Source organism: Rhizobium sp. KNZ14-9A, assembly GCF_056755015.1.
The window spans coordinates 1,498,821-1,524,486 of record NZ_JBPGXB010000004.1; the positions used below are offsets into that span (position 1 = coordinate 1,498,821).

General features: G+C 59.4%; 23 protein-coding genes, 1 pseudogene and 1 riboswitch. Of the genes and pseudogenes, 11 read left to right on the forward strand and 13 right to left on the reverse strand.

All coding sequences use genetic code 11. The features are described from left to right. Window positions 1-7: 7 nt before the first annotated feature. Entirely contained in the window at window positions 8-1,216 is a 1,209-nt protein-coding gene (locus ACR9ZQ_RS37265) for an HlyD family secretion protein (RefSeq protein ID WP_310382379.1), read from the reverse strand. Between the two features lie 136 nt (window positions 1,217-1,352). On the opposite strand from ACR9ZQ_RS37265, the gene ACR9ZQ_RS37270 reads away from it, so the two are divergent. Then, window positions 1,353-2,000 (forward strand): TetR/AcrR family transcriptional regulator, encoded by a 648-nt coding sequence (locus ACR9ZQ_RS37270; protein WP_113322525.1) that lies wholly within the window; start codon window positions 1,353-1,355, stop codon window positions 1,998-2,000. A gap of 168 nt (window positions 2,001-2,168) precedes the next feature. After that, entirely contained in the window at window positions 2,169-2,399 is a 231-nt protein-coding gene (locus ACR9ZQ_RS37275) for a BrnA antitoxin family protein (protein WP_310382377.1), read from the forward strand. Between the two features lie 92 nt (window positions 2,400-2,491). Here the strand turns inward: ACR9ZQ_RS37275 and gfa are convergent, their stop codons facing one another. Beyond that, entirely contained in the window at window positions 2,492-3,064 is a 573-nt protein-coding gene (gene gfa / locus ACR9ZQ_RS37280; protein ID WP_481430340.1) for an S-(hydroxymethyl)glutathione synthase, read from the reverse strand. Window positions 3,065-3,573: 509 nt separating this feature from the next. Here gfa and ACR9ZQ_RS37285 point away from each other — a divergent pair. Continuing rightward, window positions 3,574-6,597 carry a CHAT domain-containing protein gene (locus ACR9ZQ_RS37285; RefSeq protein ID WP_481430341.1) on the forward strand — a complete coding sequence of 1,008 codons (3,024 nt, stop codon included), beginning with the start codon at window positions 3,574-3,576 and terminating at the stop codon, window positions 6,595-6,597. A gap of 85 nt (window positions 6,598-6,682) precedes the next feature. On the opposite strand, the gene maiA is transcribed toward ACR9ZQ_RS37285, so the two are convergent. The 4 genes and pseudogenes from maiA to hppD all read right to left on the reverse strand — a co-directional run bounded on the left by maiA (window position 6,683) and on the right by hppD (window position 10,926). Continuing rightward, complete coding sequence (gene maiA / locus ACR9ZQ_RS37290) at window positions 6,683-7,315, reverse strand: maleylacetoacetate isomerase (protein ID WP_481430342.1); 633 nt, start codon at window positions 7,313-7,315, stop codon at window positions 6,683-6,685. Further along, window positions 7,312-8,338: pseudogene (locus ACR9ZQ_RS37295) on the reverse strand (fumarylacetoacetate hydrolase family protein). The gene maiA and the pseudogene ACR9ZQ_RS37295 overlap by 4 nt, the downstream one beginning before the upstream one ends. A 49-nt stretch (window positions 8,339-8,387) precedes the next feature. Beyond that, a complete protein-coding gene (hmgA, locus tag ACR9ZQ_RS37300; RefSeq protein WP_481430343.1) occupies window positions 8,388-9,749 on the reverse strand; it encodes a homogentisate 1,2-dioxygenase in 1,362 nt (453 codons plus the stop codon). 67 nt (window positions 9,750-9,816) lie between these two features. After that, window positions 9,817-10,926, reverse strand: coding sequence for a 4-hydroxyphenylpyruvate dioxygenase (gene hppD / locus ACR9ZQ_RS37305; RefSeq protein ID WP_481430344.1), 1,110 nt, complete (start codon window positions 10,924-10,926; stop codon window positions 9,817-9,819). A 127-nt stretch (window positions 10,927-11,053) separates the two neighbouring features. Between hppD and ACR9ZQ_RS37310 the strand changes: the two genes are divergently transcribed. Next, window positions 11,054-11,554, forward strand: coding sequence for an Lrp/AsnC family transcriptional regulator (locus ACR9ZQ_RS37310; protein WP_310382370.1), 501 nt, complete (start codon window positions 11,054-11,056; stop codon window positions 11,552-11,554). 14 nt (window positions 11,555-11,568) lie between these two features. On the opposite strand, the gene ACR9ZQ_RS37315 is transcribed toward ACR9ZQ_RS37310, so the two are convergent. After that, window positions 11,569-12,030, reverse strand: coding sequence for an Lrp/AsnC family transcriptional regulator (locus tag ACR9ZQ_RS37315; RefSeq protein WP_113322518.1), 462 nt, complete (start codon window positions 12,028-12,030; stop codon window positions 11,569-11,571). A gap of 119 nt (window positions 12,031-12,149) precedes the next feature. Between ACR9ZQ_RS37315 and ACR9ZQ_RS37320 the strand changes: the two genes are divergently transcribed. Next, on the forward strand, window positions 12,150-12,941 hold the full coding sequence (locus ACR9ZQ_RS37320) for a phenylalanine 4-monooxygenase (RefSeq protein ID WP_481430345.1): 792 nt from the start codon (window positions 12,150-12,152) through the stop codon (window positions 12,939-12,941). Between the two features lie 122 nt (window positions 12,942-13,063). On the opposite strand, the gene ACR9ZQ_RS37325 is transcribed toward ACR9ZQ_RS37320, so the two are convergent. After that, a complete protein-coding gene (locus ACR9ZQ_RS37325; protein ID WP_439017525.1) occupies window positions 13,064-14,089 on the reverse strand; it encodes a substrate-binding domain-containing protein in 1,026 nt (341 codons plus the stop codon). 299 nt (window positions 14,090-14,388) lie between these two features. Here ACR9ZQ_RS37325 and ACR9ZQ_RS37330 point away from each other — a divergent pair, with 299 nt between their 5' ends. The 6 genes from ACR9ZQ_RS37330 (at window position 14,389) to ACR9ZQ_RS37355 (ending at window position 20,592) form a co-directional block, all read left to right on the forward strand. Then, a complete protein-coding gene (locus ACR9ZQ_RS37330) occupies window positions 14,389-15,654 on the forward strand; it encodes an ABC transporter substrate-binding protein (RefSeq protein WP_439017524.1) in 1,266 nt (421 codons plus the stop codon). Window positions 15,655-15,737: 83 nt separating this feature from the next. Continuing rightward, the gene (locus tag ACR9ZQ_RS37335) at window positions 15,738-16,724 is read left to right on the forward strand and encodes a carbohydrate ABC transporter permease (RefSeq protein WP_113322514.1); all 987 of its coding nucleotides are present in this window, start codon (window positions 15,738-15,740) and stop codon (window positions 16,722-16,724) included. Beyond that, window positions 16,724-17,554 (forward strand): carbohydrate ABC transporter permease, encoded by an 831-nt coding sequence (locus ACR9ZQ_RS37340; protein ID WP_113322513.1) that lies wholly within the window; start codon window positions 16,724-16,726, stop codon window positions 17,552-17,554. Before ACR9ZQ_RS37335 ends, ACR9ZQ_RS37340 begins: the two co-directional genes overlap by 1 nt. Window positions 17,555-17,566: 12 nt before the next feature. Then, complete coding sequence (locus tag ACR9ZQ_RS37345; protein WP_481430346.1) at window positions 17,567-18,595, forward strand: ABC transporter ATP-binding protein; 1,029 nt, start codon at window positions 17,567-17,569, stop codon at window positions 18,593-18,595. A gap of 75 nt (window positions 18,596-18,670) precedes the next feature. Beyond that, window positions 18,671-19,456: a ThuA domain-containing protein gene (locus tag ACR9ZQ_RS37350; RefSeq protein WP_481430347.1), complete on the forward strand. Its 786-nt coding sequence runs from the start codon at window positions 18,671-18,673 to the stop codon at window positions 19,454-19,456. An 11-nt stretch (window positions 19,457-19,467) separates the two neighbouring features. Then, on the forward strand, window positions 19,468-20,592 hold the full coding sequence (locus tag ACR9ZQ_RS37355; protein WP_477921336.1) for a Gfo/Idh/MocA family protein: 1,125 nt from the start codon (window positions 19,468-19,470) through the stop codon (window positions 20,590-20,592). A gap of 167 nt (window positions 20,593-20,759) precedes the next feature. Here ACR9ZQ_RS37355 and ribB read toward each other — a convergent pair whose 3' ends face one another. From ribB to ACR9ZQ_RS37380, 5 genes are all read right to left on the reverse strand, one after another. After that, complete coding sequence (ribB, locus tag ACR9ZQ_RS37360; protein ID WP_481430348.1) at window positions 20,760-21,386, reverse strand: 3,4-dihydroxy-2-butanone-4-phosphate synthase; 627 nt, start codon at window positions 21,384-21,386, stop codon at window positions 20,760-20,762. Window positions 21,387-21,503: 117 nt separating this feature from the next. Beyond that, window positions 21,504-21,648, reverse strand: a riboswitch (FMN riboswitch). A gap of 106 nt (window positions 21,649-21,754) precedes the next feature. Next, window positions 21,755-22,537 carry a glucose 1-dehydrogenase gene (locus ACR9ZQ_RS37365; protein WP_113321780.1) on the reverse strand — a complete coding sequence of 261 codons (783 nt, stop codon included), beginning with the start codon at window positions 22,535-22,537 and terminating at the stop codon, window positions 21,755-21,757. 74 nt (window positions 22,538-22,611) lie between these two features. Further along, window positions 22,612-23,349 carry a triose-phosphate isomerase gene (gene tpiA, locus ACR9ZQ_RS37370; RefSeq protein ID WP_310382364.1) on the reverse strand — a complete coding sequence of 246 codons (738 nt, stop codon included), beginning with the start codon at window positions 23,347-23,349 and terminating at the stop codon, window positions 22,612-22,614. Window positions 23,350-23,353: 4 nt separating this feature from the next. After that, a complete protein-coding gene (locus ACR9ZQ_RS37375; RefSeq protein WP_310382363.1) occupies window positions 23,354-24,142 on the reverse strand; it encodes an SDR family oxidoreductase in 789 nt (262 codons plus the stop codon). Window positions 24,143-24,164: 22 nt separating this feature from the next. Continuing rightward, window positions 24,165-25,643, reverse strand: a complete 1,479-nt coding sequence (locus ACR9ZQ_RS37380) for a sugar ABC transporter ATP-binding protein (protein ID WP_310382362.1) — start codon at window positions 25,641-25,643, stop codon at window positions 24,165-24,167. Window positions 25,644-25,666 lie beyond the last annotated feature (23 nt).

A 25,666-nucleotide genomic window follows, 5' to 3' on the forward strand; every position in this document is an offset into this window, starting at 1 on the left:
CCTTCGCTTAGTTGCTGGTAGCATCGACCTTAGTGTCGATGCTCGGCTGGACGGACATGCCGGGTCGCAGATCGCCCTTTTCGGCGGCATCTCCGTCAAGCACGATCTTCACCGGGATGCGCTGAACAACCTTGGTGAAGTTGCCGGTGGCGTTGTCGGGCGGCAGCAGCGCAAATTCCTGGCCGCTTGCCGGCGCCAGGCTGTCGACATGGCCGCGATAGGTGCGGCCCGGGAACATGTCGACCTCGATAGCAACAGGCTGGCCGGCATGGACATCGGTCAGCTGTGTCTCCTTGTAATTGGCAACGATATAGGCAGCTGTCGTCGGCACCACTGCCATCAGTTGGGTGCCGGCCTGAACATATTGGCCGACGCGCAGCGTACGGTTACCGACCGTACCGTCGACGGGCGCAACGATCGTCGCATAGGAGAGGTTGAGCTCAGCCTGATGCATGACAGCCTGGTCATGGGCAAGTGTCGCCCTGGCCTGGGCAAGCTCGGCATTCAGTAGCTCGACCTGCTTCGTTGAGGCGTCGAGGGCAGCGCTGTCGCGCACGATCGTAGCCTGGGCGGCGGCGATTGCCGAAGCCGCCTGCTGGGCGGTCTGAACTGGTGCATAACCGTTGGTGGCCAGGTTCGTATAGCGCTTGTTGTTCTGTTCCGCGAAGGTCTCGTTGGCCCGGTCAACGTCGAGCGTGGCGCGAGCGGCGGCGATGGTCGACTGCTGGATATCGAGCGAAGCCTGCTTGGCGTTGACGGTGGCTTCGGCAGCGGCGACATCGGCTTTCGCCTGATCGAGCGCAGTGCGGAAATCTCGGTCGTCAATGCGGGCGAGCGGCTGGCCGGCCTTCACCGCCTGATTGTCGGCAACAAGGACCTCCATAAGATAGCCTGAAACCTTCGGGGAGACCGTGGTGCTGTCGGCCTTGACATAGGCATCGTCGGTCGAGACCTCGAAGCGGCCGACCGTCCAGTAATTATGGCCGTAATAGGCGCCGGCGGCGATAATGGCGATGGCGGCAACGCCGATCAGCAGCGAGCGGCCGCCGCGCTTGCGGACCGGTGCCTCTGTAGCGGGCGCGGCGGCAGGCTCGGTGACACGCGGCGTCTTGCCGGCGTCAAGCGTTGCAGGTGTGGCTTCAGCGGTGGTTTCGGCGGCCGGCATATCGGCCGGAGCGGCGTTGTTGTTCAGGGCATGCAGCTTCTTGACGGACATCGTCTCTCTCCTTGTGGAAGGTCGCTGTCGTCTTGGCCGCGGCCTCGAAATTCGGCTCAAGCCTCATTTAGGAAACTTGATGTTTTCCAAAATATAAGTTAAAAAAGAGAAGTCAACAAGAATTTGGAAAATCGCGATGGTCGAAAATCACAATATCGAGAAAAAGCCGCGCGGCAGGCCGCAGGTACGGTGTGACGAGGATACGCGCGGTGTGCTCATCGAAGCCGCCAACAGGCAGTTCCACGAGAATGGCTATGCCGCGGTCAGCATCGCTGCGATCGCGCAGGAAGCCGGCGTTTCAACCAAGACGCTCTATCGCCTGTTTCCGACGAAGGCAGATCTGTTTTCCGAGATGGTCTCGGATCGCACCGGACGCTTCCTCTTGGCGCTCGACCCCGGCACACTGGCGACGGCCGAGCTTCGCCAGGGACTGGAGCGCATGCTGATGGCCTATGGCATGCTGACGCTTTCGCAGGACACGATCACGATTACCCGCCTCGTCATCGGCGAATCCGACCGCTTTCCCGAACTCGCCACCTCGTTTTACGAGAAGGCGATCGTGCGCACGAACACGTCGATGGAAAACTGGCTGCGCCGCCAGGTGGAACACGGGCTGATCAAGCTCGAAGACCCGCACGCCGCCTGCGGCATGCTGCGCGGCATGATGATCATGGAACCCCAACGCGCCGCCATGCTGCGCCAGCTGCCGGCGCCCAACATCGAAGAGATCGCCGCGAGGGCGAGAATGTGTGCGGATATCTTCCTGAAGGGATGCGCTGCTTAGGGACATAGGACATGCGGGATTGAAGGCGGCTCTCCCTGGGGTGGACGGCAGTTTTCCCACTCTTGAAGATCGCCTCCGGTGTTTCCACTTGACGATACGACAGATCCTGTCGACAAACCCGGTCTCGAGCTCGAATGGTCAGGCTCGAAAAATCAGGAAGAAACGCGCATGCGCACCCCGAGACGCCCCGCTAACCCGCATGAAGCGGCCGAGGCCCTGTTCAAACCTGTCAAGAAGCCGGCGACATCGGCCGTCGAGCGGCCCACTCTGCCGAATGTGAAGGAACTTGTGACCTTGAAGCTCGACAGCGAGGTTCTCGCCTACTTCCAGGCCGACGGCTCAGGTTGGCAGGAGCGTATCAACGACGCGTTGCGGGCAGCCATGACGAACAAGGACTGACCCGCATCTGGGTGAAGGCGCGTCGAGTGCCTTTATCCTGGAGCACCGCCGCGAGAATCGCGACGGTACCGAAAGCGAATTTCCGCGACGTGTCAGGCCGCGAGAACCCCTGCCTTTTTCGCCGTCCAGGTGGCGATCAAGTCCATCAACCCGGGCGACAGGCAATCGTAAGGCTCAAGCCCAACTTCCTTGAGACGCGAGCGTACGGCGCCCATTTTCCCGGGGTCGTATCCGCTTTCGATAATGGACGACACGAAGGCGGCAAAGCCGGGTGCTGCCCAGCCTCTTTCCTGGAACCGTTCGGGATGGACGAAGGAGAGCCCCTGAAAGGCATGATCGCGCTCGACAGGCCCGTACATGTGAACCCCGCAATCCTTGCAGGCATGGCGCTGTATCAGCGCGGACGCGTCGACGACCGCGAGCTTGTTTCCGTTCTCCAGAACCTCGACGTTCGCCGTTGGCGCGACGGCAACTACGGAAAAGACCGCACCCTGCGGCTTCCAGCATTTCGTGCAGCCGCAAGCATGGTTGTGGGCAATATCGCCCTTGACGCGGACTTTCACCGGATTGCCTGCGCAATTGCATACTAGCGTGCCGCCGACAAATGACGCATCGGTCGCCCGGTATCCTGAATCCACGATTGGGTGGATCGCTACATTGTTCATGCGTTGTCTCCTTCCCTTCCTGGGCCGAGGCGGGATGCCGCGGCCAAGCCCTGTGTCATCGCGCAAACCCTCGACTGCCAGCGCGAGACTTCCTCCTGGGGTGAGTATATCACCACACGGTTGATATCGTCCGCCCCTCTTCTGCTCATGCCACGGGATCAGGTACGATATCCGAGCCCGACTTTAGGGATGCTCAGTCAGCGGTCGGCTCGACGACCGCCAGGAGAAAGGTCGCGAGCCATTCGATGACCTCGGATCGTCGGGCATACCCGATACGCCGTTTGCGCTCTCAACCCGCTATCCCAATGCAGCCGCCTCTCAATCCTTGATTCACAAAATTGCAGCACTGATACCTTATGGGACCGAGCAGATCCGTCTGGATTGCTCCCCGCCAGCTCCTTTGCCCATGCCAACCTTTGCCCGGCATATCGCGATCCTCCTGCCTCTCGACGAATGGTCGCCCCGCTCTAGCTCTTTAGCGTTTCTCATAATTTATGTTGATCCGGATAATGGTAACGAAAAGACATCCCCTGCCGACTATCGGCGCCGCGCTGCTTTCGCTTCTCCTCATCGCCTTTCCAGCCGCCACCGGCCAACATCGGTCCGCCGAAGTGCGCGCAGCAGAAATTGGACAGCAGGTCAACCAGCTATCCGATCGCGATCCGAATGCCGGCCGTACGCTTGCATGGTCGGCAAGTCAGGACTTCCGCAAGGAGGGCGAGCGCGTTTTGGCGGGGCGTTTCGGCCTCCAGGCCTTGAAGCTCGATGCAGAGGTGAATGCCTGGCAGCGCTTGGCACGAGACGCGCTCACGGCTCGTGACGAGCTGTCGAAAGAGCTGGACGGTGATGGAATCGCCCTGTTCTACAACCTGCTCCTGCACGCGCAGGGCATGGTTGGCGATCGTGAGGGCCAGCAGAAATCGGTCAAGGCCTATATCGAAAAAACCGTCGCCATGTCGGGAGAGGACAGCAAGTCCGAGATCATGGCCCGCATCATCGGCGCCTATAGCTTTCTGGAAACCGGGGACACGCAGGAAGGTTTCATCCGTTTGCAGTCAGCCCTGCGCCATGCCGCCGCCGGCAAAAATTACGGCCTCACGCTTTCGGAATACACGACGGCTGCACAGTCCTTTGCAGATAGCGGGCAAATGGCGGCAGCCGAAGCCTTTTATACGGAAGGCCTCGGCACGAATGCAGCGAAAATCGAAAGCCGCGAACTCGCCACGCTGTGGTTCGAATATTCACGATTTCTGCAGAGGTCCGGCGGCGACATCGATGCGACACTCCGGACGGCCCAAACAGCCCGCGAGATGCTGCAACGGCAATACGGCGAAACATCCGAGGAAGCGATCTCAGGCGGCGACAATCTGGCTTCGTTCCTCGTCAATAATGGCGCCGTCGCATCCGGCCTCAACATCCAGGAGGAAATCTATCAGACAGCCCTTTCGTCACTCGGAAATGACGTGCCGCTGACCTGGCGGACCGCCAACAATTATGCCGAGGCATTGCGCATGGTCGACCATCCTGAGGTCGCCCGTGGTATTGATGAAGCCCTCCTCAAACTGCGTATCACCCATTACGGACACGCCAGCATCCAGGCGCTGGTCAGCGCCTCCAATCTCGGTCTTGATCTGCTCGCCCTCGGCGACAGGGATGGAGCGCTAAAGGCCTTCGAAGAGCAGCGCAAGATCGGTTTGGAAATCGCCGATCCGCACTCGGAGCACGCCGCACAGGGCGAAAGGTGGAAGGAATACACGCAGGCCTATTTCCTTCGCTACGCGCGGATGGACAACAAGTCGCTGGAGGATATGGCAGCGATAAAGGACTGGCGCAGCGCACCCGACCTGATGCGGATCAAAACAGCGCAGCTTGCGGCCGAGCAGTTCGAGATGCGGGACGACACCAAGCGTGCCCTTGCCCTCCGCCAGGAAGCCTATGAGATATCAAAAGGAGCCTTTGGCGAGCTCCATCCCCTGACCTTCGATGCATTGCTGGAGGTCGCGACAACCCACATGCGCCGCAAGGATGCCGAGACGCTCCAGAGTTTCCAGCAGCTCGACGAGAGGATGTTCGACTGGATGCTGCGCGAGGTCGGATCATCAGGCAACCGCTATGTGGCGGAGACAACGCGTCGCCTCGCCGATGATATGCTGCGCACATTCGGCGAATTCGCGCTATCCAGTCCGGAAGCCGCAACGCTCTATGCCGATTCAGTGGCGCGCTGGAAAACCATGGAGAGCGGCGAGCGCACCCGCCTGCGCATGGCAGCAGAGACAACCACCAATCCCGATATGCATAAGCTCGCCGAAACCGTTGTGCGGCTTTTGGGTCAACAGCAGGAGCTGCTTTCTTCGGGCGATGTAGACACCGAAGTCCGGCAGATCCTGACCGAACTTAAAGCGACCCGCGACCGATTGCCGAAATCACTCGGCCAAAACATCGCCACGCAATCCGTGGAAGACGTTCTCGGTACAAACGCAGCGATGGTCGACTTCTTCGTCAGTTCACGGCGCGCACGTAACGGTGATGCCAACAGCGCGGATTCAAGGCTTCAGGCGATCGTGCGTCGCAAGGGTGAGGCACCCGCCATCTTCGATCTCGGCGCCCTCGGCACGATCGTCCGACAGGCAGCAGCGGAAGAGAATCCGGACAGGCGCTTCGGTAAGCTCTACCAGTCGCTTTTCGGCCCACTGAAGGGCGTGCTCGAAGACAGGACGCAGCTCTATATCGTTCCCGACGGAGCACTCTACAGCATCCCATTCGCCATGATGAAGACGGATGACGGTAGACATCTTGACGAGGCATTCGAGGTACACATGCTGACGCGTGAGGATGCGATCTTCTTCACACCCAAGCGCGACCGGCCGGCACCGGGCGAAAAGGCGCTCGTCGTGGGCGATTTGAAATACTGGCACCAGCGCCCCCTGCCCTTTACGCGCCGTGAGATCCATGACGTGGGAAATAATCTGAAAGCTGCCGGCCTCGACGTAGTTTCGTTGAGTGGAACCACCGGTATGGAAGTACCGATCCGCAAGGCTTCAGCCGACGCTTCCATCATCCATCTTGCGACCCATGGTTTCTTTGACGCTGATACCGATGAGGAAACCACTGACGCCCTATGGCGCAGCGGCCTCATCGTTGCCGGCAAAGTCGCAGCGCAAGAGCCGGATGCCAATGACAATGACGGCATTCTTTATGCACGAGAACTGATGAACTGGGATCTCTCCTCAACCGATCTCGTCGTGTTATCGGCCTGCCAGACTGCACTTGGCGATCCAAGCCGCATAGGCAATGTTCGCGGTCTGCCGACGGCGCTTGCCATTGCAGGGGCCAGGCGCTCACTGCTCACTCTGTGGTCGGTCGATGACGAAGGCACCGCCAATTTCATGGCGCGCTACTATCAGATATTGACGGAAGACAAGCTCGATTATGCCGCAGCACTCCGAAGGACCCGCATCGAGGCCATAAGCGGCAAAATCGACAAGGCCAGCGATCCGTCGCTATGGGCAGCGTTTGTTCTCTTCGAGGGATGATCAGCCTCAGCTCACGCAGGTATCGCAGTGGCTCAATCAAACAACCAGCAAGATCGCGGATCATTACGCCGAAGCTGGTTTTGTGTTAAGACTTCGCGCGGTCAGGATGGGCAGCCTGGAAGGCTGGCAGTTTGGCGCATTTGCCATCGATATCAACAATGCGCTTGAAATCGGTCATGTCCACTCCCCAGCGGCGGGCATTGTAGACCTGCGGAACAAGACAGAGGTCCGCCATCGTCGGTGTATCCCCAAAGCTGAACCCTTTGTCGGCTGGGTCGATCATCGCTTCCAGTTTACGAAGTCCGTCCGTGATGAAATGCTTCATCCATTCCTCGCGGGCGTCGGTCTTGTCCGCTACGGTCATGAGGTGCGCCACGACATGCGTGTTGCATATCGGATGGATGTCCATGGCGACCGCGTATGCGAAGGCGCGCACTTTCTGGCGATCGGCAATATCCGCTGGCAGCAATCCGCATTCCGGCCGAACCTCGGCCAGATACTCGATGATTGCCAGCGACTGGGTCAGAGTGTTCCCGTCGATCACCAATGTCGGCACGAACCCCTGCGGGTTGAGCGCCAGATATTCCGGCTTCTTATGCGCTCCCTCCAACAGGTTGATGGACACTGTTTTGTAGTCGATCGCCAAGAGATTGAGCGCAATGCGGACGCGATAGCTCGCCGATGACCTCCAGTAATCGTAGAGAACGACCTCGTTCATTGCAGCCCGGCTCCCCTGTATCTTTCGACCGTCTGCTCGATCGCCCCGAAGATCGAATGGCCGGCACGATCCTTCATCTCGATGCGGACCTGATCCCCGAACTTCATGAACGGAGTCTTCGGCGATCCGGTCTCGATCGTCTCAATCATCCGTATCTCGGCGATGCATGAGTAGCCGTCTCCTCCGTCTTCGATGGGCTTGCCCGCTCCGCCATCCAGCTTATTGGAAACCGTTCCCGAGCCGATGATCGTTCCGGCCACCAGATTGCGGGTTTTGGCGGCATGGGCGATGAGCTGGCCAAAATCAAACCTCATATCGATGCCCGCATTCGCCTTGCCGAATGCCTTGCCGTTCAAGCTCACAAGCAGCGGCAGACACACCTTGCCGCCGTCCCACGACGCTCCGAGTTCGTCCGGCGTCACCGCGATCGGAGAAAATGCCGATGCCGGCTTGGACTGGAAGAAGCCAAATCCCTTTGCCAACTCGTCCGGTATGAGACCGCGCAGCGACACATCATTGACGAGCATCACCAGACGGATGGCATCGCGCGCTGCTTCAGGACCGGAACCCATAGCAACGTCACCGGCGATGACGGCAACCTCACCCTCCATGTCGATCCCATAAGTCTCGTCAGCCACCACGATCGGATCTCGCGGCGCGAGGAAACCATCCGAACCACCTTGATACATCAGCGGATCGGTCCAGAAACTCGCCGGCATCTCGGCGCCCCGCGCCTTGCGTACCAATTCAACATGGTTGAGATAGGCCGAACCGTCAGCCCATTGGTAGGCCCGCGGCAGGGGCGATGCGGCGTTGTGTTCGTGAAACCGGATCGTCGGCTGGGCACCTGTCTCGATACCTTCGGCAATCTGCGCGAAGTCTTGGAGCCACGTGCTCCCAGCCATCGAGAGCCGCCTGCAACGTGCGGGCAATGTGACCGACTTCGGAATAGCGGGTAAGGTCACGGGAGACGACAACGAGCCGGCCATCTCTCGTGGAGTCTTTCAACGTCGCAAGCTTCATATCCCATTCCTGTGCCAGAGGATGCCTGACCGATCCTCACTTGAGGCCATCACTTGATACCGGGGGTTCCGTCGAACTTGCGTTCCAGGCCGTCCCAGCATTCCAGATAATCATCCTGCAGCGTTTCAAGCTCGGCTGCGTATTTCGTCAATTGCTGAGGGTACCGGGTCTCGAACATGAAGGCCATGGTGTGATCCAGCTTCACCGGCTTGAGCTCGGCATTGGATGCTTTTTCGAAGGCGAGGGCGTCCGGCCCGTGGGCGAGCATCATGTTGTGCAGGCTCATGCCGCCGGGGACGAAGCCCTCCTCCTTGGCGTCATACTGGCCATGGATCAGGCCCATGAACTCGCTCATGATGTTGCGGTGGTACCAAGGCGGACGGAACGTGTGCTCTGCCACCAGCCAGCGCGGCGGAAAGATCACGAAATCGACATTCGCCGTACCTGCATCTTCGGTGGGCGCGGTCAGCACCGAAAAAATCGACGGATCGGGATGATCGAAGCGGATCGCGCCAACAGGAGCAAATGTCCGTAAATCGTATTTAAACGGGGCGTAGTTGCCGTGCCACGCTACCACATCGAGCGGTGAGTGGCCGATATCGGTAACATAGAATTTTCCGCACCACTTCACATGGACGCGACAAGGCTTTTCCTTGTCCTCGAAAGCGGCGACGGGCGTCTTGAAGTCGCGCGGGTTCGCCAGGCAGTTGGCGCCGATGGGACCACGGTCCGGCAGCGTGAATTTCGCGCCGTAATTCTCGCATATGTATCCGCGCCAGACCGCCTGCTCGCCATTACGGAGAACCTTGAACATCATGCCGCGCGGGATGAGGCATATTTCCAGGGGCTCCACGTCCATGATGCCCATTTCGGTGAACACTCTGACGGCGCCGAGCTGCGGCACGATCAGCAGTTCACCATCGGCGTTGAAGAAGTAATCATCCACCATGTCCTCATTGAAGACGTAAGCATGTGCTGACATGCCCACCTGGGTCGTGACATCGCCTGCCGTCGTCATTGTCCGCACCCCCTGAAGAAACGTCAGCTTCTCGGTGGGCGTGGGAACGGGATCCCAGCGAAGCTGCCCCAGGGGAAGCGAATGCTCGTCCAGGCAAGGCGCGGTTTTCCAGAGCGGATAGGACGCGTTCGAGAAGCGGCTTGTGTGACGCACGCTCGGGCGAATGCGATAAAGCCAGGACCTTTCATTCGTCCCGCGCGGCGCGGTAAACGGCGAGCCGGAAAGCTGCTCGGCATAAAGACCGTAGTTGCATTTCTGGGGGCTGTTCTGGCCCTGCGGCAGGGCGCCGGGAAGCGACTCTGTTTCGAAGTCGTTACCGAACCCCGGCATATATTTCAGCTTGTTTGTCGTCGAGGCTTCACCCTCGGAAGCCTGGATTGATGTCTGGTCCATTGCTCAACTCCTCCCCGGAAACTCTCGGCGTCGCGCGTCTTTTCAGACGCGAGGTGGCCCCGAGAGTTTACTCCGCCGCAGTACCGATGACACCACGCTTGATCTGATCGGCCTCGATCGACTCGAAGAGAGCGCGGAAATTGCCTTCGCCGAAGCCCTCGTCGCCCTTGCGTTGGATGAATTCGAAGAAGATCGGGCCAATCACGGTCTTGGAGAAGATCTGGAGCAGGATTTTCGTCATGCCGCCATTCACCACGCCTTCGCCATCGATGAGGATGCCGTGCTTCTTCATGCGCTCGACAGGTTCGCTATGGCCGTTCACGCGTTCGTAGGACATGTCGTAATAGGTTTCCGGCGGTCCCGGCATGAAGCGCAGGCCGTTGCCGGCAAGCCTGTCCGTGGCCTCGTAGATATCTTCCGTTCCAACGGCGATGTGCTGAATGCCCTCACCCCTGTATTTCTTCAGATATTCCTCGATCTGGCTCGTGTCGTCCTTCAATTCATTCAGCGGGATGCGGATCTTGCCGCAGGGCGACGTGATGGCGCGGCTCACCAGGCCAGTGATGCGCCCATCGATATCGAAGAAGTGGATCTGCTTGAAATTGAACAGGTTGCGGTAAAAGTCCCACCACTTGTCCATGTTGCCACGGAAGACGTTGTGCGTCAGATGGTCGAGATAATAGAAACCGATCCCCTGCGGATGCGGGTTAGGCTCGCCGAGCCAATCAAACTCGGCATCGTAGGCCGATCCCTTTGCACCATAGGTCTCGACGAAATAGAGCAGCGAGCCGCCAATGCCGACGATCGCCGGGACGTCGAGCGCCTTGTCATCCGCTTCATAGGGAACGGCGCCTTTCGACACCGCGTGATCAAAGGCGTGTTTGGCGTCGACGACGCGCCATGCCATCGAGGGAGCGCAGGGACCATGCTCTGCAACGAAACGAGCGGCATGGCTGCCGGGTTCGGCGTTCAGGACGTAGTTGATGTCGCCCTGCCGCCAGACGGTGATGTCTTTCGTCTTGTGTTTGGCGACTGGGATGTAGCCCATGCGCGTGAAGAGTTCGCGCAGCTTCTCGGGCTCAGGATGGGCGAATTCAACGAATTCGAATCCGTCGGTGCCGGCCGGGTTGTCGGCGGTAATTTCCGAGGGCGGCGCATCATGCGGAAAAGGGCCCATTTTTTCCTCCTGGGAACTGGACTTCGATATGCAAAGTGTGGCCCAAAACGCATGCAAAGTTCTTGCATTCTTCATGCCAGAGGAAGAGATTATGCACGGTTCGTGAGGGTTTTGGAGATTCCGCGCAATGGATGAACAGCTCGACAAATTGGATTTGCGCCTGCTCCAGGAGCTTCAAAAAGACGGCCGTTTGACGAACAATGAGCTGGGGGAGCGGATCGCGCTTTCACCCTCGCAATGCTCGCGCCGGCGGACGAGACTGGAAACTGAGGGATATATTCGCAGCTACCGGGCCTATCTGGATCAACAGAAGCTAGGCCTGGATATGCTGGTGGTCATTTCCGTGACGCTTGCCACCCATAACAGAGACAATGCCCGCAGATTTTCGCAGTTGATCAATGGACTGCCGGAAGTTCTCGAAGCCTATGCGCTGACAGGTGAAATGGACTATCACTTGAAGGTCGCGACCCGCGGGCTCGCGGACCTCTCCAAATTCGTCAACGACGTCCTGTTACCCCACGAGTCGGTGCAGCACGTAAAAACCTCGATCGTGCTCGACACGCTGAAGACATTCGAAGGCTTTCCGATACACATGCCGGGTCATCGGCATGGCGACAGCACGCGGTGATCTGGCACCAAGCGTCAGAGCGGCAGTTCGGTCGAGAATTTCAGCTCCCGCAGCACAAAGCTCGATACGACTGTGCGCACATGCGGATTGCGCATGAGGTAGCGGGTCATGAAGGCTTCGTAGCTTTCCACGTCCCTCGCCCTTATCTTCAGCATGTAGTCGAAAGCGCCTGACAAGGCATAGCACTCCATGATCTCCGGCCGCTCCAGAACCACCGAAGCGAAAGAGGCGACCGCCTCTTCGTGGTGATCCTCCAGCGTCACATGCGCGATCACGCAGAGCTTGAGATCGAGTTTTCCGGGATCGAGTAGTGTCACACGCTTACGGATGACACCGTCGGCTTCCAGTTCCTGGATCTTCCGCCAGGCCGAACTTTGCGACATGCCGACCTTTTCCGCCAGGTCTGCCAGAGAAAGACTGCCGTCGGCTTGGATAAGTTGCAGAAGCTTGCGGCGAAAATTCCCAGGTTCTTTCATTTTCTGTACCACATTTGGGAATATTTGCCATCACTATGGCAATTGGCAGCACGAAAGAAAAGAAAATCCTCCAAATCCGGGGGATAATGGCAGAAACGCTATCCCGGGAGGATCAGAATATGACCAAGGAAAGCAGCTACACCGCCAAACTGCCTGGCCCGCACGGTTTATATGCCTATACCCCTGAGGAAGATGCGATTTGGGGCGAACTCTACCGGCGTCAGATGAAGCTGCTCGCCGGTACGGCCTGCCGCGAATATCTGGATGGCGTGAAAATGCTAGGGCTGAAGCCCGACAAGGTGCCTCAGCTTCTCGATGTGAACAGACGCCTGAACGAGACCACCGGCTTCGGCGTGGAAGGCGTGCCGGCGCTCATTCCGCCCTCTCGCTTTTATGAACTTCTGTCACAAGGCAAATTCCCGCTCGCAACCTTCCTGCGCCGTCGCGAGCATATCGACTATATTGAGGAACCGGACCTGTTCCACGAGGTTTTCGGCCATTGCCCGATGCTCACCAACCAGAGCTATGCTAATTTCGTACGGCATTTCGGCGAAATAGCTGTTCGTCTTGGCAAAGGCTATTCTTGGCATCTGTTCCGCATCTTCTGGTTCACCGTCGAGTTCGGCCTGATCAATACGCCGCAGGGCCGCCGCTGCTTCGGCGCAGGGATCGTCTCATCGCCAAGCGAAGCGAAGGCGGCGATGGAAGGCAAGGCATGCGAATTTCGGCCGTTCGATCTGCTGAGCGTGCTCAGGACGCCCTACCGGATCGATATCCTCCAGCCGATCTACTACGTCATCGACAGCTTTGCCGATCTCGAAGCAATCGTGGGGCAGGATATCGAAGGCACGATCCTGAAGGCGAAATCGCTGGGTGATTTCGCCCCAACTTTCGAGGCCAAAGCTTCGTGAATCGTTGACACTATCGCGGCCGGTCCCGACTCGACCTTGTATCCGATGGCGACGCGCGGGTTCCTGGCGATCGCACAAGACAGCGCGATGATGTCAGGAAGGCTTTACAAACGCCCAATCGCTCAGGTCGGGGACGTCCGCACCGGTCCGGTGGACTCGCGCAGGATGAGTTCAACCGGCCACAATTCGTGAATCTCCGTCGGCGAACGCCCGGCCAAAAGCTGCAGGACGAGATCGGCGCATCGCGTACCAGCCGCACGCATCGACGACCGGGTTGCCGACAGCGAGGGGACCATGTTGTCGGCTGTCAGATACGGAAAGACGTCATCGTGGGCAATGACCGAGACATCGCTGCCGATCTGGAGCCCCAGCGAACGTGCGGCGCGGTAAATGCCGAGCGCCGTCATCATCGACCCCGCGACAAACGCGGTCGGCCGCTTCGGCTGCTCGAGAAATGACCGCGCAAAGCGGAAACCGAGCTCGTCGGTGAAATTGCCGTTGGCGATCAGTTGCGGATCGACCTCGATCCCGTGGCTCTGCAAGGCGCTGCGGTAACCGATGTCGCGATGCAGCGCGTAAGTTGCGCCCTCGCGGCCATTGATCATCGCAATCCTGGTATGACCGAGATCGATCAAATGCGAGGTCGCGCGGCGTACAGCCCCTTCATTGTCGATATCGAGCCAGGGGTGCGGCACGTCGATGTCTGAACGGCCATGAACGAGGAACGGCATTCCCAGCTCATGCAGCAGCGCGATACGCTGGTCATTGGGTCGAGGCGAATGCACGATGATCGCATCCACCCGCTGACTTTCCGCCAGCCGTCTGTAGAGTTGCATCTCGGCATCATATTCGGGATTGGCCATCGGAATGACCAGGATATCGGTGTCTTCCGTGATAAGACGCTCCGCCATACCGGCCATGAATTCCGCGAAATGAAACTCGCCGGCACGCCCCATGACGACGCCAATGGCACCAACCCGCCCGGTCTTCAGTCTGACCGCATTGACGTTCGGCCGGTAGCCCAGCCGCACCGCCTCTTGGACGACGCGGGCGCGCGTCACCTCGCTTACCTCGGGATAGCCACTGAGCGCACGGCTGACGGTCGTTGGAGACAATCCAAGTTGTTTTGCGAACTCTTTGAGTTTCATTGACCGAAATAACTTTCATCGCCTGCGCTGCCGGGCATCTATACCATCGGCCTCGCAAATTCCACATTCTATGCCGTCGATTATATTTTCTCAAATCGATTTCAATTTCATCTGCCGCCAGATGAACACTAGCGCGAATTAGGAAATCACGGCATTTGGGTTTTCAGTTGATTTTAAACGATATTCCGCATTTATGAACAAGTATAGGTCGCAATCAAGAACCTCCCTTGACACGGTATCGACCTTCTGACAGTTTTTCACAACCAAATCGATTTCAATTTGGTCTTTGGGAGGAGAAAATGAAGTTTCGTTTCACTGCGGCCGCCCTCGCGGCTGCGCTTATTGGCGTGTCAGTTCCGTCCTTTGCCGCCGAGATCAGCATTTCAGCGAGCTCTACCGGCAAGAACCTCGATCTGTTCCGCAAGCAGCTCGATGCCTTCGAGAAGGCGACCGGCAATACGGTCAAGATCGTCACCATGCCGCCCTCATCCACTGAACAGTTTTCGCAATATCGGCTCTGGCTCGCAGCCGGCAACACGGATGTCGATGTCTACCAGACGGATGTTATCTGGGCCCCGCAGCTGGCAGACCAGTTCGTCGATCTCAAGGATGCCACCAAGGACGTCGTCGGCGACTTTTTCCCGGCGATCGTTGCCTCCCAGACCGTGAACGGCCGTCTGGTCGCAATGCCGCTTTATACGGATGCGCCGGCCCTCTTCTACCGCAAGGATCTGCTTGAGAAATACGGCAAGCAGCCGCCGAAGACCTGGGACGAGATGGAGGCAACCGCCAAGGAAATCCAGGAAAAGGAACGCGCCGCCGGCCAGAAGGATCTCTGGGGTTACGTCTTCCAGGGCAATGCCTATGAAGGCCTGACCTGCGATGCACTGGAATGGGTCAAGTCCTCGGGCGGCGGCCAGATCATCGAGACCGACGGCACGATTTCGATTAACAACGAGAAGGCCGCGGCAGCACTCAATCGCGCCAAGGGCTGGATCGGGACGATTTCACCGAGCGGTGTGCTCGCCTATCAGGAGGAAGAATCCCGCGGTGTCTGGCAGACCGGCAACGCCGTCTTCATGCGTAACTGGCCCTATGCCTATGCGCTGGGCAACGGCGCCGACAGCCCGGTCAAGGGCAAGTTCGACGTGACGACACTTCCCGTTGCCGCAGAAGGCGACAAGCCCTCCTCGACGCTCGGCGGCTGGAATCTCGCCGTCTCGAAATATTCGAAGAACCCGGATGCGGCGATCGAACTCGTCAAGTTCCTGACGTCGAAGGAAAGCCAGAAGCAGCGTGCCATCGAGCTTTCCAACCTGCCGACCTTGTCGGCGCTTTATGACGACAAGGACATTGCTGCTGCGCAGCCGTTCATGCCGAATTGGAAGCCGATCTTCGAAAACGCTGTGCCGCGTCCGTCGGCTGTTGCCAAGGTCAAGTATAACGAGGTTTCCGCCAAGTTCTGGACCGCCGTGCACAATACGCTCTCCGGCAGTGGGACAGCCGAAGAAAATCTAGAGCTTCTCGAAGCCGATCTGACGACGCTGCAAGGCAGCGGCTGGTAACAGATCGAGGCGGCAGCGTCGGATATCTCGTCGCTGCCGCTTCCGATACGCCGTCGTCGATTGTCTCATGAAGCGGATATTCCATGAGTGAAGTTGCAGTCTCCCAAAATCTGAGCACGGGCGCGCGCACGAAGGCAATCTCTTCGGATCTGCGCTCGGAACGTGTCCGATCCGCCTGGATCTTCCTGGCTCCGACCCTGCTGATCCTGGCCATCGTTGCCGGCTGGCCGCTGTTCCGCACCATATACTTCAGCTTCACCAACGCGTCGCTGACGAACCTCGGCGATGCTCAGTTCGTCGGCTTCGACAATTACCTCTCCTGGGTTACCCTGAAGAGCGGCCGCACGATCTATAGGGGACTGCTGGCCGATCCCGCCTGGTGGGGCGCGGTCTGGAACACGGCAAAATTTACGCTGTTGTCGGTGACGATCGAAACCGCGCTCGGCCTCATCGTCGCCCTTGTGTTGAACGCGCAATTCGTTGGCCGCGGCGTCGTGCGCGCCGCTATCCTCATTCCCTGGGCGATCCCGACCATCGTCTCCGCGAAAATGTGGGCCTGGATGCTCAACGATCAGTTCGGCATCCTCAACGACATGTTTCTCAGCCTCGGGCTCATCAGCCAGAAGATCGCGTGGACCGCTGATCCCCAGACAGCGATGATCGCCGTTCTGATCGTCGACGTCTGGAAGACAACGCCCTTCATGGCGCTGCTGATCCTCGCCGCCCTGCAAATGGTTCCGGCCGATATTTACGAGGCCGCAAAGATCGACGGCATCAACCCCATCAAAGTGTTCTGGCGTCTGACCCTGCCGCTGATCCGCCCGGCAATCATGGTCGCCGTGATCTTCCGCATGCTCGACGCCATGCGCATCTTCGACCTGATCTACGTGCTGACACCGAACAACGCCCAGACCAAGACAATGTCGGTGATGGCGCGCGAAAACCTCTTCGATTTCGACAAGTTCGCCTATGGCGCAACCGCCTCCACTGTTCTCTTTCTTATCATCGCCTCCGTTACCGTGCTCTACATCTGGCTCGGCCGCGTCAATCTCGGTGGAGGCGAACGCTGATGCTGCTCACAGCCACGAAGAATACGCTGTTTTATCTGCTGGTCGCGGTCATCGTCATCATCGCGGTCTTCCCGTTCTACTACGCGATCCTAACAAGCTTCAAAGTCGGCACCGCGCTCTTCGAGGTCACCTACTGGCCGACCTCGATCTCGCTGGAAAACTATACCGGCGTGTTGACGACCGGCAGCTTCATCCGCAGCCTCGGCAATTCGCTGCTCATTGCCTGCCTCGTGGTCGCCGCCTCTTTGCTGCTCGCCGTGACCGCATCCTACGCGCTTGCCCGCGTGCATTTCCGGGGTCGGGCCCTCTTGATGCTGACCATTCTGTCCGTCTCGATGTTCCCGCAGATCGCTGTGCTCGCAGGGCTATTCGAACTCATCCGCTGGATCGGCATCTTCAACACGCCCTTCGCGCTGATCTTCTCCTATATGATCTTCACTCTGCCTTTCACGGTGTGGGTGCTGACGACTTTCATGCGGGATCTGCCGATCGAGATCGAGGAAGCGGCCATCGTCGATGGCGCCTCCCCCTGGGTCATCATCACGCAGGTGTTCATGCCGCTGATGTGGCCGGCCCTGGTCACCACCGGTCTGCTTGCCTTCATCACGGCCTGGAATGAATTTCTGTTCGCCCTGACTTTCACCTCGTCGGATGCGCAACGGACGGTGCCGGTAGCGATCGCTCTCCTTTCGGGCGGCAGTCAGTTCGAAATCCCCTGGGGCAATATCATGGCGGCATCGGTCATCGTTACCGTGCCCGTCGTCATCCTTGTTCTTATTTTTCAACGCCGGATCATTTCCGGGCTGACGGCCGGCGGCGTCAAAGGCTGAGGAAAGCGCGACATGGCACAAATTAGATTAGACAATATCCGCAAGAGCTTCGGGGCATTCGAAGTCATCAAGGGCGTTAGCATGGACATCCGGAAGGGGGAGTTCATGGTCTTCGTCGGCCCGTCCGGTTGCGGCAAGTCCACCTTGCTTAGATTGATCTCAGGACTGGAGGACATAACGTCAGGCACGCTTTCCTTCGATGGTCAGCCGGTCAATCGTCTTTCCCCGTCGAAGCGCGGCATCGCGATGGTCTTCCAGTCCTATGCGCTCTATCCGCATATGACGGTCTACGAAAACATGGCCTTCGGCATGAAGCTCTCCGGCCGAACCAGAGAAGAATGCAAGGCGCGCGTCGAACAGGCAGCCGGCATGCTGCAGCTCTCACCCTATCTGGAGCGCCTGCCGCGCCAGCTTTCAGGCGGCCAACGCCAGCGCGTAGCCATTGGCCGCGCCATCGTTCGTGACCCGAAGGTCTTCCTGTTCGACGAACCATTGTCGAACCTTGACGCCGCTTTGCGCGTTGCCACAAGACTGGAGATCGCCAAGCTTCACCGCGGCATGCATGACACCACGATGATCTATGTCACCCACGATCAGGTCGAGGCCATGACGCTTGCCGATCGCATATGCGTTCTTCGTGATGGCGTCGTCGAACAGATCGGAACTCCGATCGAGCTCTACGAGACCCCGAACTCAATCTTCGTCGCCGGCTTCATCGGCTCGCCGAAAATGAACTTCCTCTCCGGACCGTTCGCGGCTCCCTATAATGCCCATACGATTGGGGTGCGAGCCGAACATATCGAGTTTAGAGATCAGGATCCTGCCTGGACGGGCACTGTCATCCACTCAGAAATCCTCGGCTCGGACAGTTTCGTCTATCTCGACATCGGCTCCGCCGAGCCGCTGACCGTGCGAGAGACCGGCGTATCGAGCCACCAGCCCGGCCAGCAACTGGGCGTGTCGCCGGTCAAGGATCGCATTCACCGTTTCGACCAATCCGGACGCGCACTCGAAAAGGTCCCTTTCAAGGGCGCAGCCTGACCACCAATCAAACAAACAGGATCCGACCGCTTCCCATCGGTTCCGGTCCGCTACTTGCTGTGAAGGAGCAGAAACTTGTCTATTCGCACCATCGTCTGGGGTGAGAACATCCACGAAAATACCAACGCCATTGTCCGGGAGATCTATCCTGATGGCATGCACACCACGATCGCCAAGGCGCTGAACACCGATCCGGCGATTTCCGCGACCACGGCAACGCTGCAGGAGCCGGAACATGGCCTCAGCGAAGCCCGGCTTGCCGAGACCGACGTTCTGACCTGGTGGGGCCACAAGGACCATGGCGCAGTCTCTGACGTCGTCGTCGAGCGCGTCGCCAAGCGGGTCTGGGAAGGCATGGGCCTGCTCGTTCTGCATTCCGGCCATTTCTCCAAGATCTTCAAGCGCCTGATGGGCACGCCCTGTGCACTGAAATGGCGCGAGGCGGGCGAGCGCGAGCGTCTGTGGACGATCAATCAGCGCCATCCGATCGCTGCTGGTCTCGGCGAGCATTTCGAGCTTGAGAACGAGGAAATGTATGGCGAGCAGTTCTCGGTGCCGGAGCCGTTGGAAACGGTGTTCATCTCCTGGTTCCAGGGCGGAGAAGTCTTCCGGTCTGGCCTCACCTGGCGCCGCGGCGCCGGCAATATCTTCTATTTCCGCCCCGGCCACGAAACCTATCCGACCTATCACGATGCGAACGTGCAGAAGGTGCTGATCAACGGCGTGAAGTGGGCCTATAACCCGCAGAGCGACCTGAAGAGCATCACCGATGCCCCAAATGTGCCGGTAGAGAAGGCACTGGAGCCGATCGTCGAGCGTGGTCCGAGACTGCATCAAGCCGGCGAAGCCGGTTACCGCTGAGGAGAAGAGCAATGCGTCTACTTGTTCTTGGCACGGGCATGATGGCCAAAAACCAGGTTGCCAACTTCCTCGCCATCGATGGTGTCGAGGTGGTCGGCGCCGTCGACACCGATCGGACCCGGCTTGATGAGTTCGCTGATCATTTCAACATCGCAAAGCGCTTCAGCACGCTCGAGGAAGCGATCGCCTGGGGCGAATTCGATGCCGCCACCAACGTCACGCCTGACCGGATACATCATGCGACGAGCTTGGCGCTGATCGCCGCCGGCAAGCACGTCTTCTGTGAAAAGCCGCTGGCAGAAAACTACGCCCATGCGCTGGAGATGACGGAAGCGGCTGAGACCGCCGGCGTCGTCAACATGGTCAACCTCACCTATCGCAACGTCGCACCGCTGCAGCGCGCCCGCGAGATGGTGCTATCAGGCGAACTTGGCACCATCCGCCATGTGGAGGCCTCCTATCTGCAGAGCTGGCTGGTGTCTCGCGCCTGGGGCGATTGGCGTACGGAATCGCGCTGGCTGTGGCGCTTGTCCACCGGCCATGGATCGAACGGCGTGCTCGGCGATGTCGGCATTCATATTCTCGATTTCGCCGCTTATGGCGCCGCGACCGATATCGACCATGTCTTTGCGCGCCTCAAGACCTTCAACAAGGCGCCGGGCGGACAGATCGGTGAATATATGCTCGACGCCAATGACAGCTTCACCATGTCTGTCGATTTCGCCAATGGCGCCCTCGGCGTCATCCATGCGACACGCTGGGCGACCGGTCATCTCAACGAACTGAAGCTGCGCATCTATGGCGAAAAAGGCAGCCTCGAAGTCATCCATCGTCCTGACGGCTCAGATCTTCGGGGCTGCTTCGGTGACGATATTGAAAGCGCCACCTGGCGTGACATCGAGGTGCCGGCAGTGCTGACCAACTACCAGCGCTTTGCCGAAGCGGTCAGAACCGGAAAGCAGGACGATCCCACCTTCCGCCATGCCGCCAACCTGCAGAAGGTCATCGACCTCGCGATCGTATCGGAGAAAGAACGTCGGGAGTTCAATCTGCTGGCTTCCGAGAGCCTGGAAGGCACGGCCGGCCAGGAACGCAAGACGGACGATCAGGGACCGGCGCTAGCACTCGTCGTCTGAAGGCATGGTGAAACATCGAAGGCCCGCGTGATCGGGCCTTCGTCGAGCTAATAGCTCACGCGGCTTATCCGTGCCAGAGCGCGAGTGCCTCGTTGCAGACTACACAAACGGCACCCACGCGATCTTGGCTCGCCGTGGCTCTTTTACGCCAGGCCAAGACACGCTTACTAGGCGGCCTTAACAGGCGCTCTCACGCCCCGATAAGCAATGAGATCCTCGATTGTGATCAGATGGAGGCCGTGCCGTTCGGCAAACTGCTCAAGCTCGGGCAGGCGTGCCATCGTGCCATCATCATTGGCCACCTCGCAAATGACACCTGACGGCGACAGGCCGGCAAGCCTTGCGAGGTCGACAGCCGCCTCGGTATGACCTGGACGAGAAAGCACGCCGTTCGGATGCGCACGCAACGGGAAGATATGGCCGGGCCGCGCAAAATCCTCGGGGCGGGACGTCTCGGCAATGAGTGCGCGAACCGTCGCGGCGCGGTCAGCCGCCGAAATTCCGGTCGTCGTTTCAGGAATATAGTCAACCGACACGGTGAAAGCCGTCTTCAAAAGTTCGGTATTGTTGGGGACCATCTGCGGGATCTGCAGCTCGTCCAGCCGCTCGCCTTCCATTGCCACACAGATGAGGCCGCGAGCATAATTCATCATGAAGGCGATCGCCTGCGGGGTGATTGCCTCGGATGCGATGACGAGGTCGCCCTCGTTTTCACGATCACGATCGTCGACGACGACCACGATCTCGCCACGCGCAATCGCGACGATCGCATCTTCGATTCTGGAAATTGCCATCTTCTCTGCCTTTCAAGGGTTAGCCGCAGTGTGCGGCGTACATGGCCTGTCAAAAGCCACCATTTTCCCTTGGGCGAACAAGCATATGAAACACCGCGTGCCGAGCGGTGTCCTCTGCGTTGCTCTCTTCCATCCGGACTATGACCGTCGGCTCCGGCATCTCACCGGATCTGCTGACCCTTCGCTTCCACGAAGGCGCTCGCGGGCTCCGAGTTGCCTCGATACCGCCGGTGGGGAATTGCACCCCGCCCTGAGAACATTACTTAGATAGATGATGAAGGCCTTGTTCTGCAAGAGGTTGAGTGCAGATCTCGCCGCGGGAACTGCCTCGCAGAGGTGAAAGCACCGTTTCCTATTGCCGAACAGAGCTAGGACATGATCAGGCCGCCATCGACATTGATGGTCTGGCCGGTAATGTAGGCTGCATCGTCGCTGGCAAGGAAGGTGACGAGGCCGGCGACGTCTTCGCCGGAACCGGCGCGCTTCATCGGAATGCCTTCGACCCATTCCTTCATCAGTTCGCCGGGGCCGTAATTGCCGAGCAGCTTGCCCCATGCCTGGTCGTTATAGGCCCACATGTCGGTCTCGATGATGCCCGGGCAGAAGGCGTTGACGGTGATGCCGTCGGTCGCGACTTCCTTGGCAAGGCTCTGGGTGATGCCGACGACGCCCATCTTCGAGGCGGCATAATGCGGCGTATAGATGAAGCCGTCGCGCGCCTGGCCGGAGGCCGTGTTGATGAGACGGCCGCCGCGGCCGTGCTTGCGCATGCGGGCGATCGCTTCCTGGGCGCAGAGGAACACGCCCTTGGTGTTGACGGCCATGACCTTGTCCCACTCGCCCTCGGTCATATCCTCGATGCGGGCAATGGTGATGACGCCGGCATTCTGGATGGAGACGTCGACAGCGCCGAATGCCTGCTCGGCTGCGTCATAAAGGGCCTTGACGCTTGACTTGTCAGTGACGTCGCCAACGAAGGAAATAGCCTTGCCGCCATCTGACTTGATCTGTTCTGCCACGCCATGCACGCTGTCTTCATTGGCCGAAACGACGAGATTGGCGCCTTCGCGCGCAAAGCGTTTGGCGATCGCTGCACCGATACCGCGGCTTGCGCCGGTAATGACGACGGTCTTGTTTTCAAAACGTTGCATTCTCTTTTCCTTTCAACGGCGCCGGTGTGAGCGCACCGATCTGCACCGGCGACACTTGTCTCCGCACTCAGAGTTCAAACGGCTGCCGAAATAATTCCTGCGAATTCCGAGGCCTTCAGCGAGGCGCCGCCGACCAGCGCTCCGTCCACATTGCGAAGCCCGAATATCGCCTCTGCATTGGATGCCTTGACCGAGCCGCCATAGAGGATCTTGACCGAACGGCCATCGCTGCCCAGCCGCTCTTCGAGCATCTGCCGGATCGCCGCATGGACCTCCTCAATCTGTTCGTGGGTCGGCACCAGTCCGGTTCCGATTGCCCAGACGGGTTCATAGGCGATGACAAGATTTCGGCTGGTAGCACCCTCGGGGACGGATCCCCGCAGTTGTTCGCCGACGACTTCGATTGCCCGGCCTTCGTCGCGCTCATGGCGTGTCTCACCGACGCAGACGATCGAAATCAAGCCTGCCCGATGCGCGGCAAGCGCCTTCCCCAGCACAATCTCATCGTCCTCGCCGTTCAGGACACGGCGTTCGGAATGTCCGAGGATGACATAGCGCGCACCGAGATCGGCAAGCATTTCGGCAGAAATTTCGCCGGTGTGGGCACCCGACGACTGCGCGTGGCAATCCTGCGCGCCGATGGCGAGATCCGTATCCTTGACCCGCGCCACGGCGCGGTCGATCAGCGTGAAGGGCGGGCAGACGACGATATCGCACGTCGCACTGCCCGTTAGCCCCTTCAGCGCCTCGATCTCAGCTTGGGAGGAGACGAGACCGTTCATTTTCCAATTGCCTGCGATCAGCTTACGCATGTCATCACCAGCAGCAGAAGCCGCCGTCGACGAGCAGATCGACGCCCGTCACGAAACTTGCAGCATTCGACAGGAGGAAGACCGCAGGACCGACCATCTCGTCGACACTGGCCATGCGCTGCATCGGCGTCTGTTCTTCGAAGAGCTTGGTCTGATGTACCATCTCCGGCCGGGTGTTCATCGGCGTTGCGGTATAGCCCGGCGAAATCGTGTTGACGCGGATGCCACGCCCGACCCATTCCATCGCCAGCGACTTCGACATATGGATCACGCCCGCCTTGGAGGCGTTGTAATGGGCCTGACTGAGACCCCGATTGACGATGACGCCGGACATGGAGGCGATGTTGACGATCGAACCGCGGCCGCTCTTCAACATGGCCCGCGCTTCGGCCTGGCAGGACAGGAAGATGCCCTTCAGGTTGATGTCCATCAGTGTCTGGTACTGATCCTCTTCCATCTCCTCGGCGGGATTAGCGTTGGCGATACCGGCGGCATTGACAGCAAGCGAGAGCGCACCGAGATCGGCTTCGGTGCGGGCGACGGCTTCGGCAAGCGACGATTTACTGGTGACGTCGGCGGCAATCTCGATCGAGCGGCGACCGGCAGCCCTGATATGGCTGGCAGTCGTGGCAAGACCGTCATCAGTGCGGCGATCGAGAAGCGCCACGTCGGCGCCGCACTGGGCAAGACCGATGGCGATCCTTTGCCCGATGCCGCTGCCGGCGCCCGTCACGATGGCGACCTGGCCGCTGAGATCAAATAGTTTCGGTGCGTTCAGAGAGATGTCGGACACCGCTCTTCCTTTCTGCCTTTGCCTAGATTGTCGCCAGTTCCATGACCGAGACGTCGTTCGCCTCGTCACGCTTCAAAATGCCTGCCTGCTTGCCCTGAGCCAGTACGAGAATGCGGTTTGATACGCCGAGAACCTCCTCGAGGTCGGAGCTTACGACAATGACCGCGACACCCTGCTTGGCCAGGTTGACGATGATATCGTAGATGCCGGCGCGGGCTCCGACATCGATACCCCGTGTGGGCTCGTCCAGCACCACGACCTTCGGATCGCGCATCAGCCATTTGGCGATGACGACCTTCTGCTGGTTGCCACCCGAGAGGTCGGAGGCAAACTGCTCCGCACGCCCCTTGACGCCGAATTTCGCCACCGCCTTTTCGGCGAAAACGCGCTTCACGCTCGAAGTGAGCCAGCGCCCGCCAAGCTTGTCGAGATTGGCGTAGATGATGTTTTCGCTGATCTTGTGTGCAACGACGAGCCCTTGATCCTTGCGATCTTCCGGAACCATCACGATGCCCTTGGCGATCGCATCTGCAGGGCTGCGCAGCTTCAGCGCCTCGCCTTCCAGCCGGACCGAGCCGGCGCTGATTGGATCGGCACCGGAAATCGCCCGCACGAGCTCGGTGCGGCCGGCACCGACGAGGCCGGCGATGCCGAGGATCTCGCCCGCGTGAACGTCGAAACTTACATCCCGGAAGGAATCATCCGGCGACGTCAGGCCGGACACTTCGAGCACGGGCCTGCTGGTCGGCTCGGGAAGGGTCGGAAACATGCGATCGAGCGAGCGGCCGACCATGCTTTCGACGATCGTGCGTACCGGCGTCGAACTGTCGGCAAATTCATGGACGCGCTCTCCGTCGCGAAGCACGACGATGCGATCGGTGATCTTTTTGATCTCTTCCATGCGGTGGGAGATGTAGATGATGCCCACGCCCTCGGCGCGGAGCTTGCGCACCTGCTCGAACAGGGCTTCCGTCTCCGCCCCGCCAAGGGCTGCGGTCGGCTCGTCGAGGATCAGGAGTTTTGCATTGAGCGCCAGCGCCTTGGCAATCTCGATCAGCTGCTGGTTGGCGGTCGAAAGACCAGTGACCTTTCGGGTCGCGGGAATGTGCAGGTTCAGCCGTGCGAGCTGTTCCTGGGCGCGGCGGACCATCTGGGTGCGGTCGACCACGCCGTTCTTCATCGGCCAACGACCGATGAAGACATTTTCAGCGATCGAAAGGTGCGGCAGAAGCTGCAGTTCTTGATGGATCAGCACGACGCCCTTGTCGATCGCCTCGCGTGGAGCGGCTGGGGCATAAGGCTGCCCCAGCCATGTCATCGTGCCCTCGGACGGTGTGCGTGATCCGGCAATGATGCCTGATAGCGTCGACTTGCCGGCGCCGTTTTCGCCGAGAAGTGCCACCACCTCGCCGGGATAGACGTCCAGGTCTACATTTTTCAGAACCTGGAGCGGTCCATAGCGCTTGGATATGCCCCTCAGGGAAAGAACCGGCTCGGTCACAGCACACCTCCTCGAGATTTCGA

What these genes read in the sequence shown, in the direction of transcription:
- ACR9ZQ_RS37265 (WP_310382379.1), bottom strand. Translation starts at nt 1,216, where the DNA reads ATGTCCGTCAAGAAGCTGCATGCCCTGAACAACAACGCCGCTCCGGCC.
- ACR9ZQ_RS37270 (WP_113322525.1), top strand. Translation starts at nt 1,353, where the DNA reads ATGGTCGAAAATCACAATATCGAGAAAAAGCCGCGCGGCAGGCCGCAG.
- ACR9ZQ_RS37275 (WP_310382377.1), top strand. Translation starts at nt 2,169, where the DNA reads ATGCGCACCCCGAGACGCCCCGCTAACCCGCATGAAGCGGCCGAGGCC.
- gfa (WP_481430340.1), bottom strand. Translation starts at nt 3,064, where the DNA reads ATGAACAATGTAGCGATCCACCCAATCGTGGATTCAGGATACCGGGCG.
- ACR9ZQ_RS37285 (WP_481430341.1), top strand. Translation starts at nt 3,574, where the DNA reads ATGGTAACGAAAAGACATCCCCTGCCGACTATCGGCGCCGCGCTGCTT.
- maiA (WP_481430342.1), bottom strand. Translation starts at nt 7,315, where the DNA reads ATGAACGAGGTCGTTCTCTACGATTACTGGAGGTCATCGGCGAGCTAT.
- hmgA (WP_481430343.1), bottom strand. Translation starts at nt 9,749, where the DNA reads ATGGACCAGACATCAATCCAGGCTTCCGAGGGTGAAGCCTCGACGACA.
- hppD (WP_481430344.1), bottom strand. Translation starts at nt 10,926, where the DNA reads ATGGGCCCTTTTCCGCATGATGCGCCGCCCTCGGAAATTACCGCCGAC.
- ACR9ZQ_RS37310 (WP_310382370.1), top strand. Translation starts at nt 11,054, where the DNA reads ATGGATGAACAGCTCGACAAATTGGATTTGCGCCTGCTCCAGGAGCTT.
- ACR9ZQ_RS37315 (WP_113322518.1), bottom strand. Translation starts at nt 12,030, where the DNA reads ATGAAAGAACCTGGGAATTTTCGCCGCAAGCTTCTGCAACTTATCCAA.
- ACR9ZQ_RS37320 (WP_481430345.1), top strand. Translation starts at nt 12,150, where the DNA reads ATGACCAAGGAAAGCAGCTACACCGCCAAACTGCCTGGCCCGCACGGT.
- ACR9ZQ_RS37325 (WP_439017525.1), bottom strand. Translation starts at nt 14,089, where the DNA reads ATGAAACTCAAAGAGTTCGCAAAACAACTTGGATTGTCTCCAACGACC.
- ACR9ZQ_RS37330 (WP_439017524.1), top strand. Translation starts at nt 14,389, where the DNA reads ATGAAGTTTCGTTTCACTGCGGCCGCCCTCGCGGCTGCGCTTATTGGC.
- ACR9ZQ_RS37335 (WP_113322514.1), top strand. Translation starts at nt 15,738, where the DNA reads ATGAGTGAAGTTGCAGTCTCCCAAAATCTGAGCACGGGCGCGCGCACG.
- ACR9ZQ_RS37340 (WP_113322513.1), top strand. Translation starts at nt 16,724, where the DNA reads ATGCTGCTCACAGCCACGAAGAATACGCTGTTTTATCTGCTGGTCGCG.
- ACR9ZQ_RS37345 (WP_481430346.1), top strand. Translation starts at nt 17,567, where the DNA reads ATGGCACAAATTAGATTAGACAATATCCGCAAGAGCTTCGGGGCATTC.
- ACR9ZQ_RS37355 (WP_477921336.1), top strand. Translation starts at nt 19,468, where the DNA reads ATGCGTCTACTTGTTCTTGGCACGGGCATGATGGCCAAAAACCAGGTT.
- ribB (WP_481430348.1), bottom strand. Translation starts at nt 21,386, where the DNA reads ATGGCAATTTCCAGAATCGAAGATGCGATCGTCGCGATTGCGCGTGGC.
- ACR9ZQ_RS37365 (WP_113321780.1), bottom strand. Translation starts at nt 22,537, where the DNA reads ATGCAACGTTTTGAAAACAAGACCGTCGTCATTACCGGCGCAAGCCGC.
- tpiA (WP_310382364.1), bottom strand. Translation starts at nt 23,349, where the DNA reads ATGCGTAAGCTGATCGCAGGCAATTGGAAAATGAACGGTCTCGTCTCC.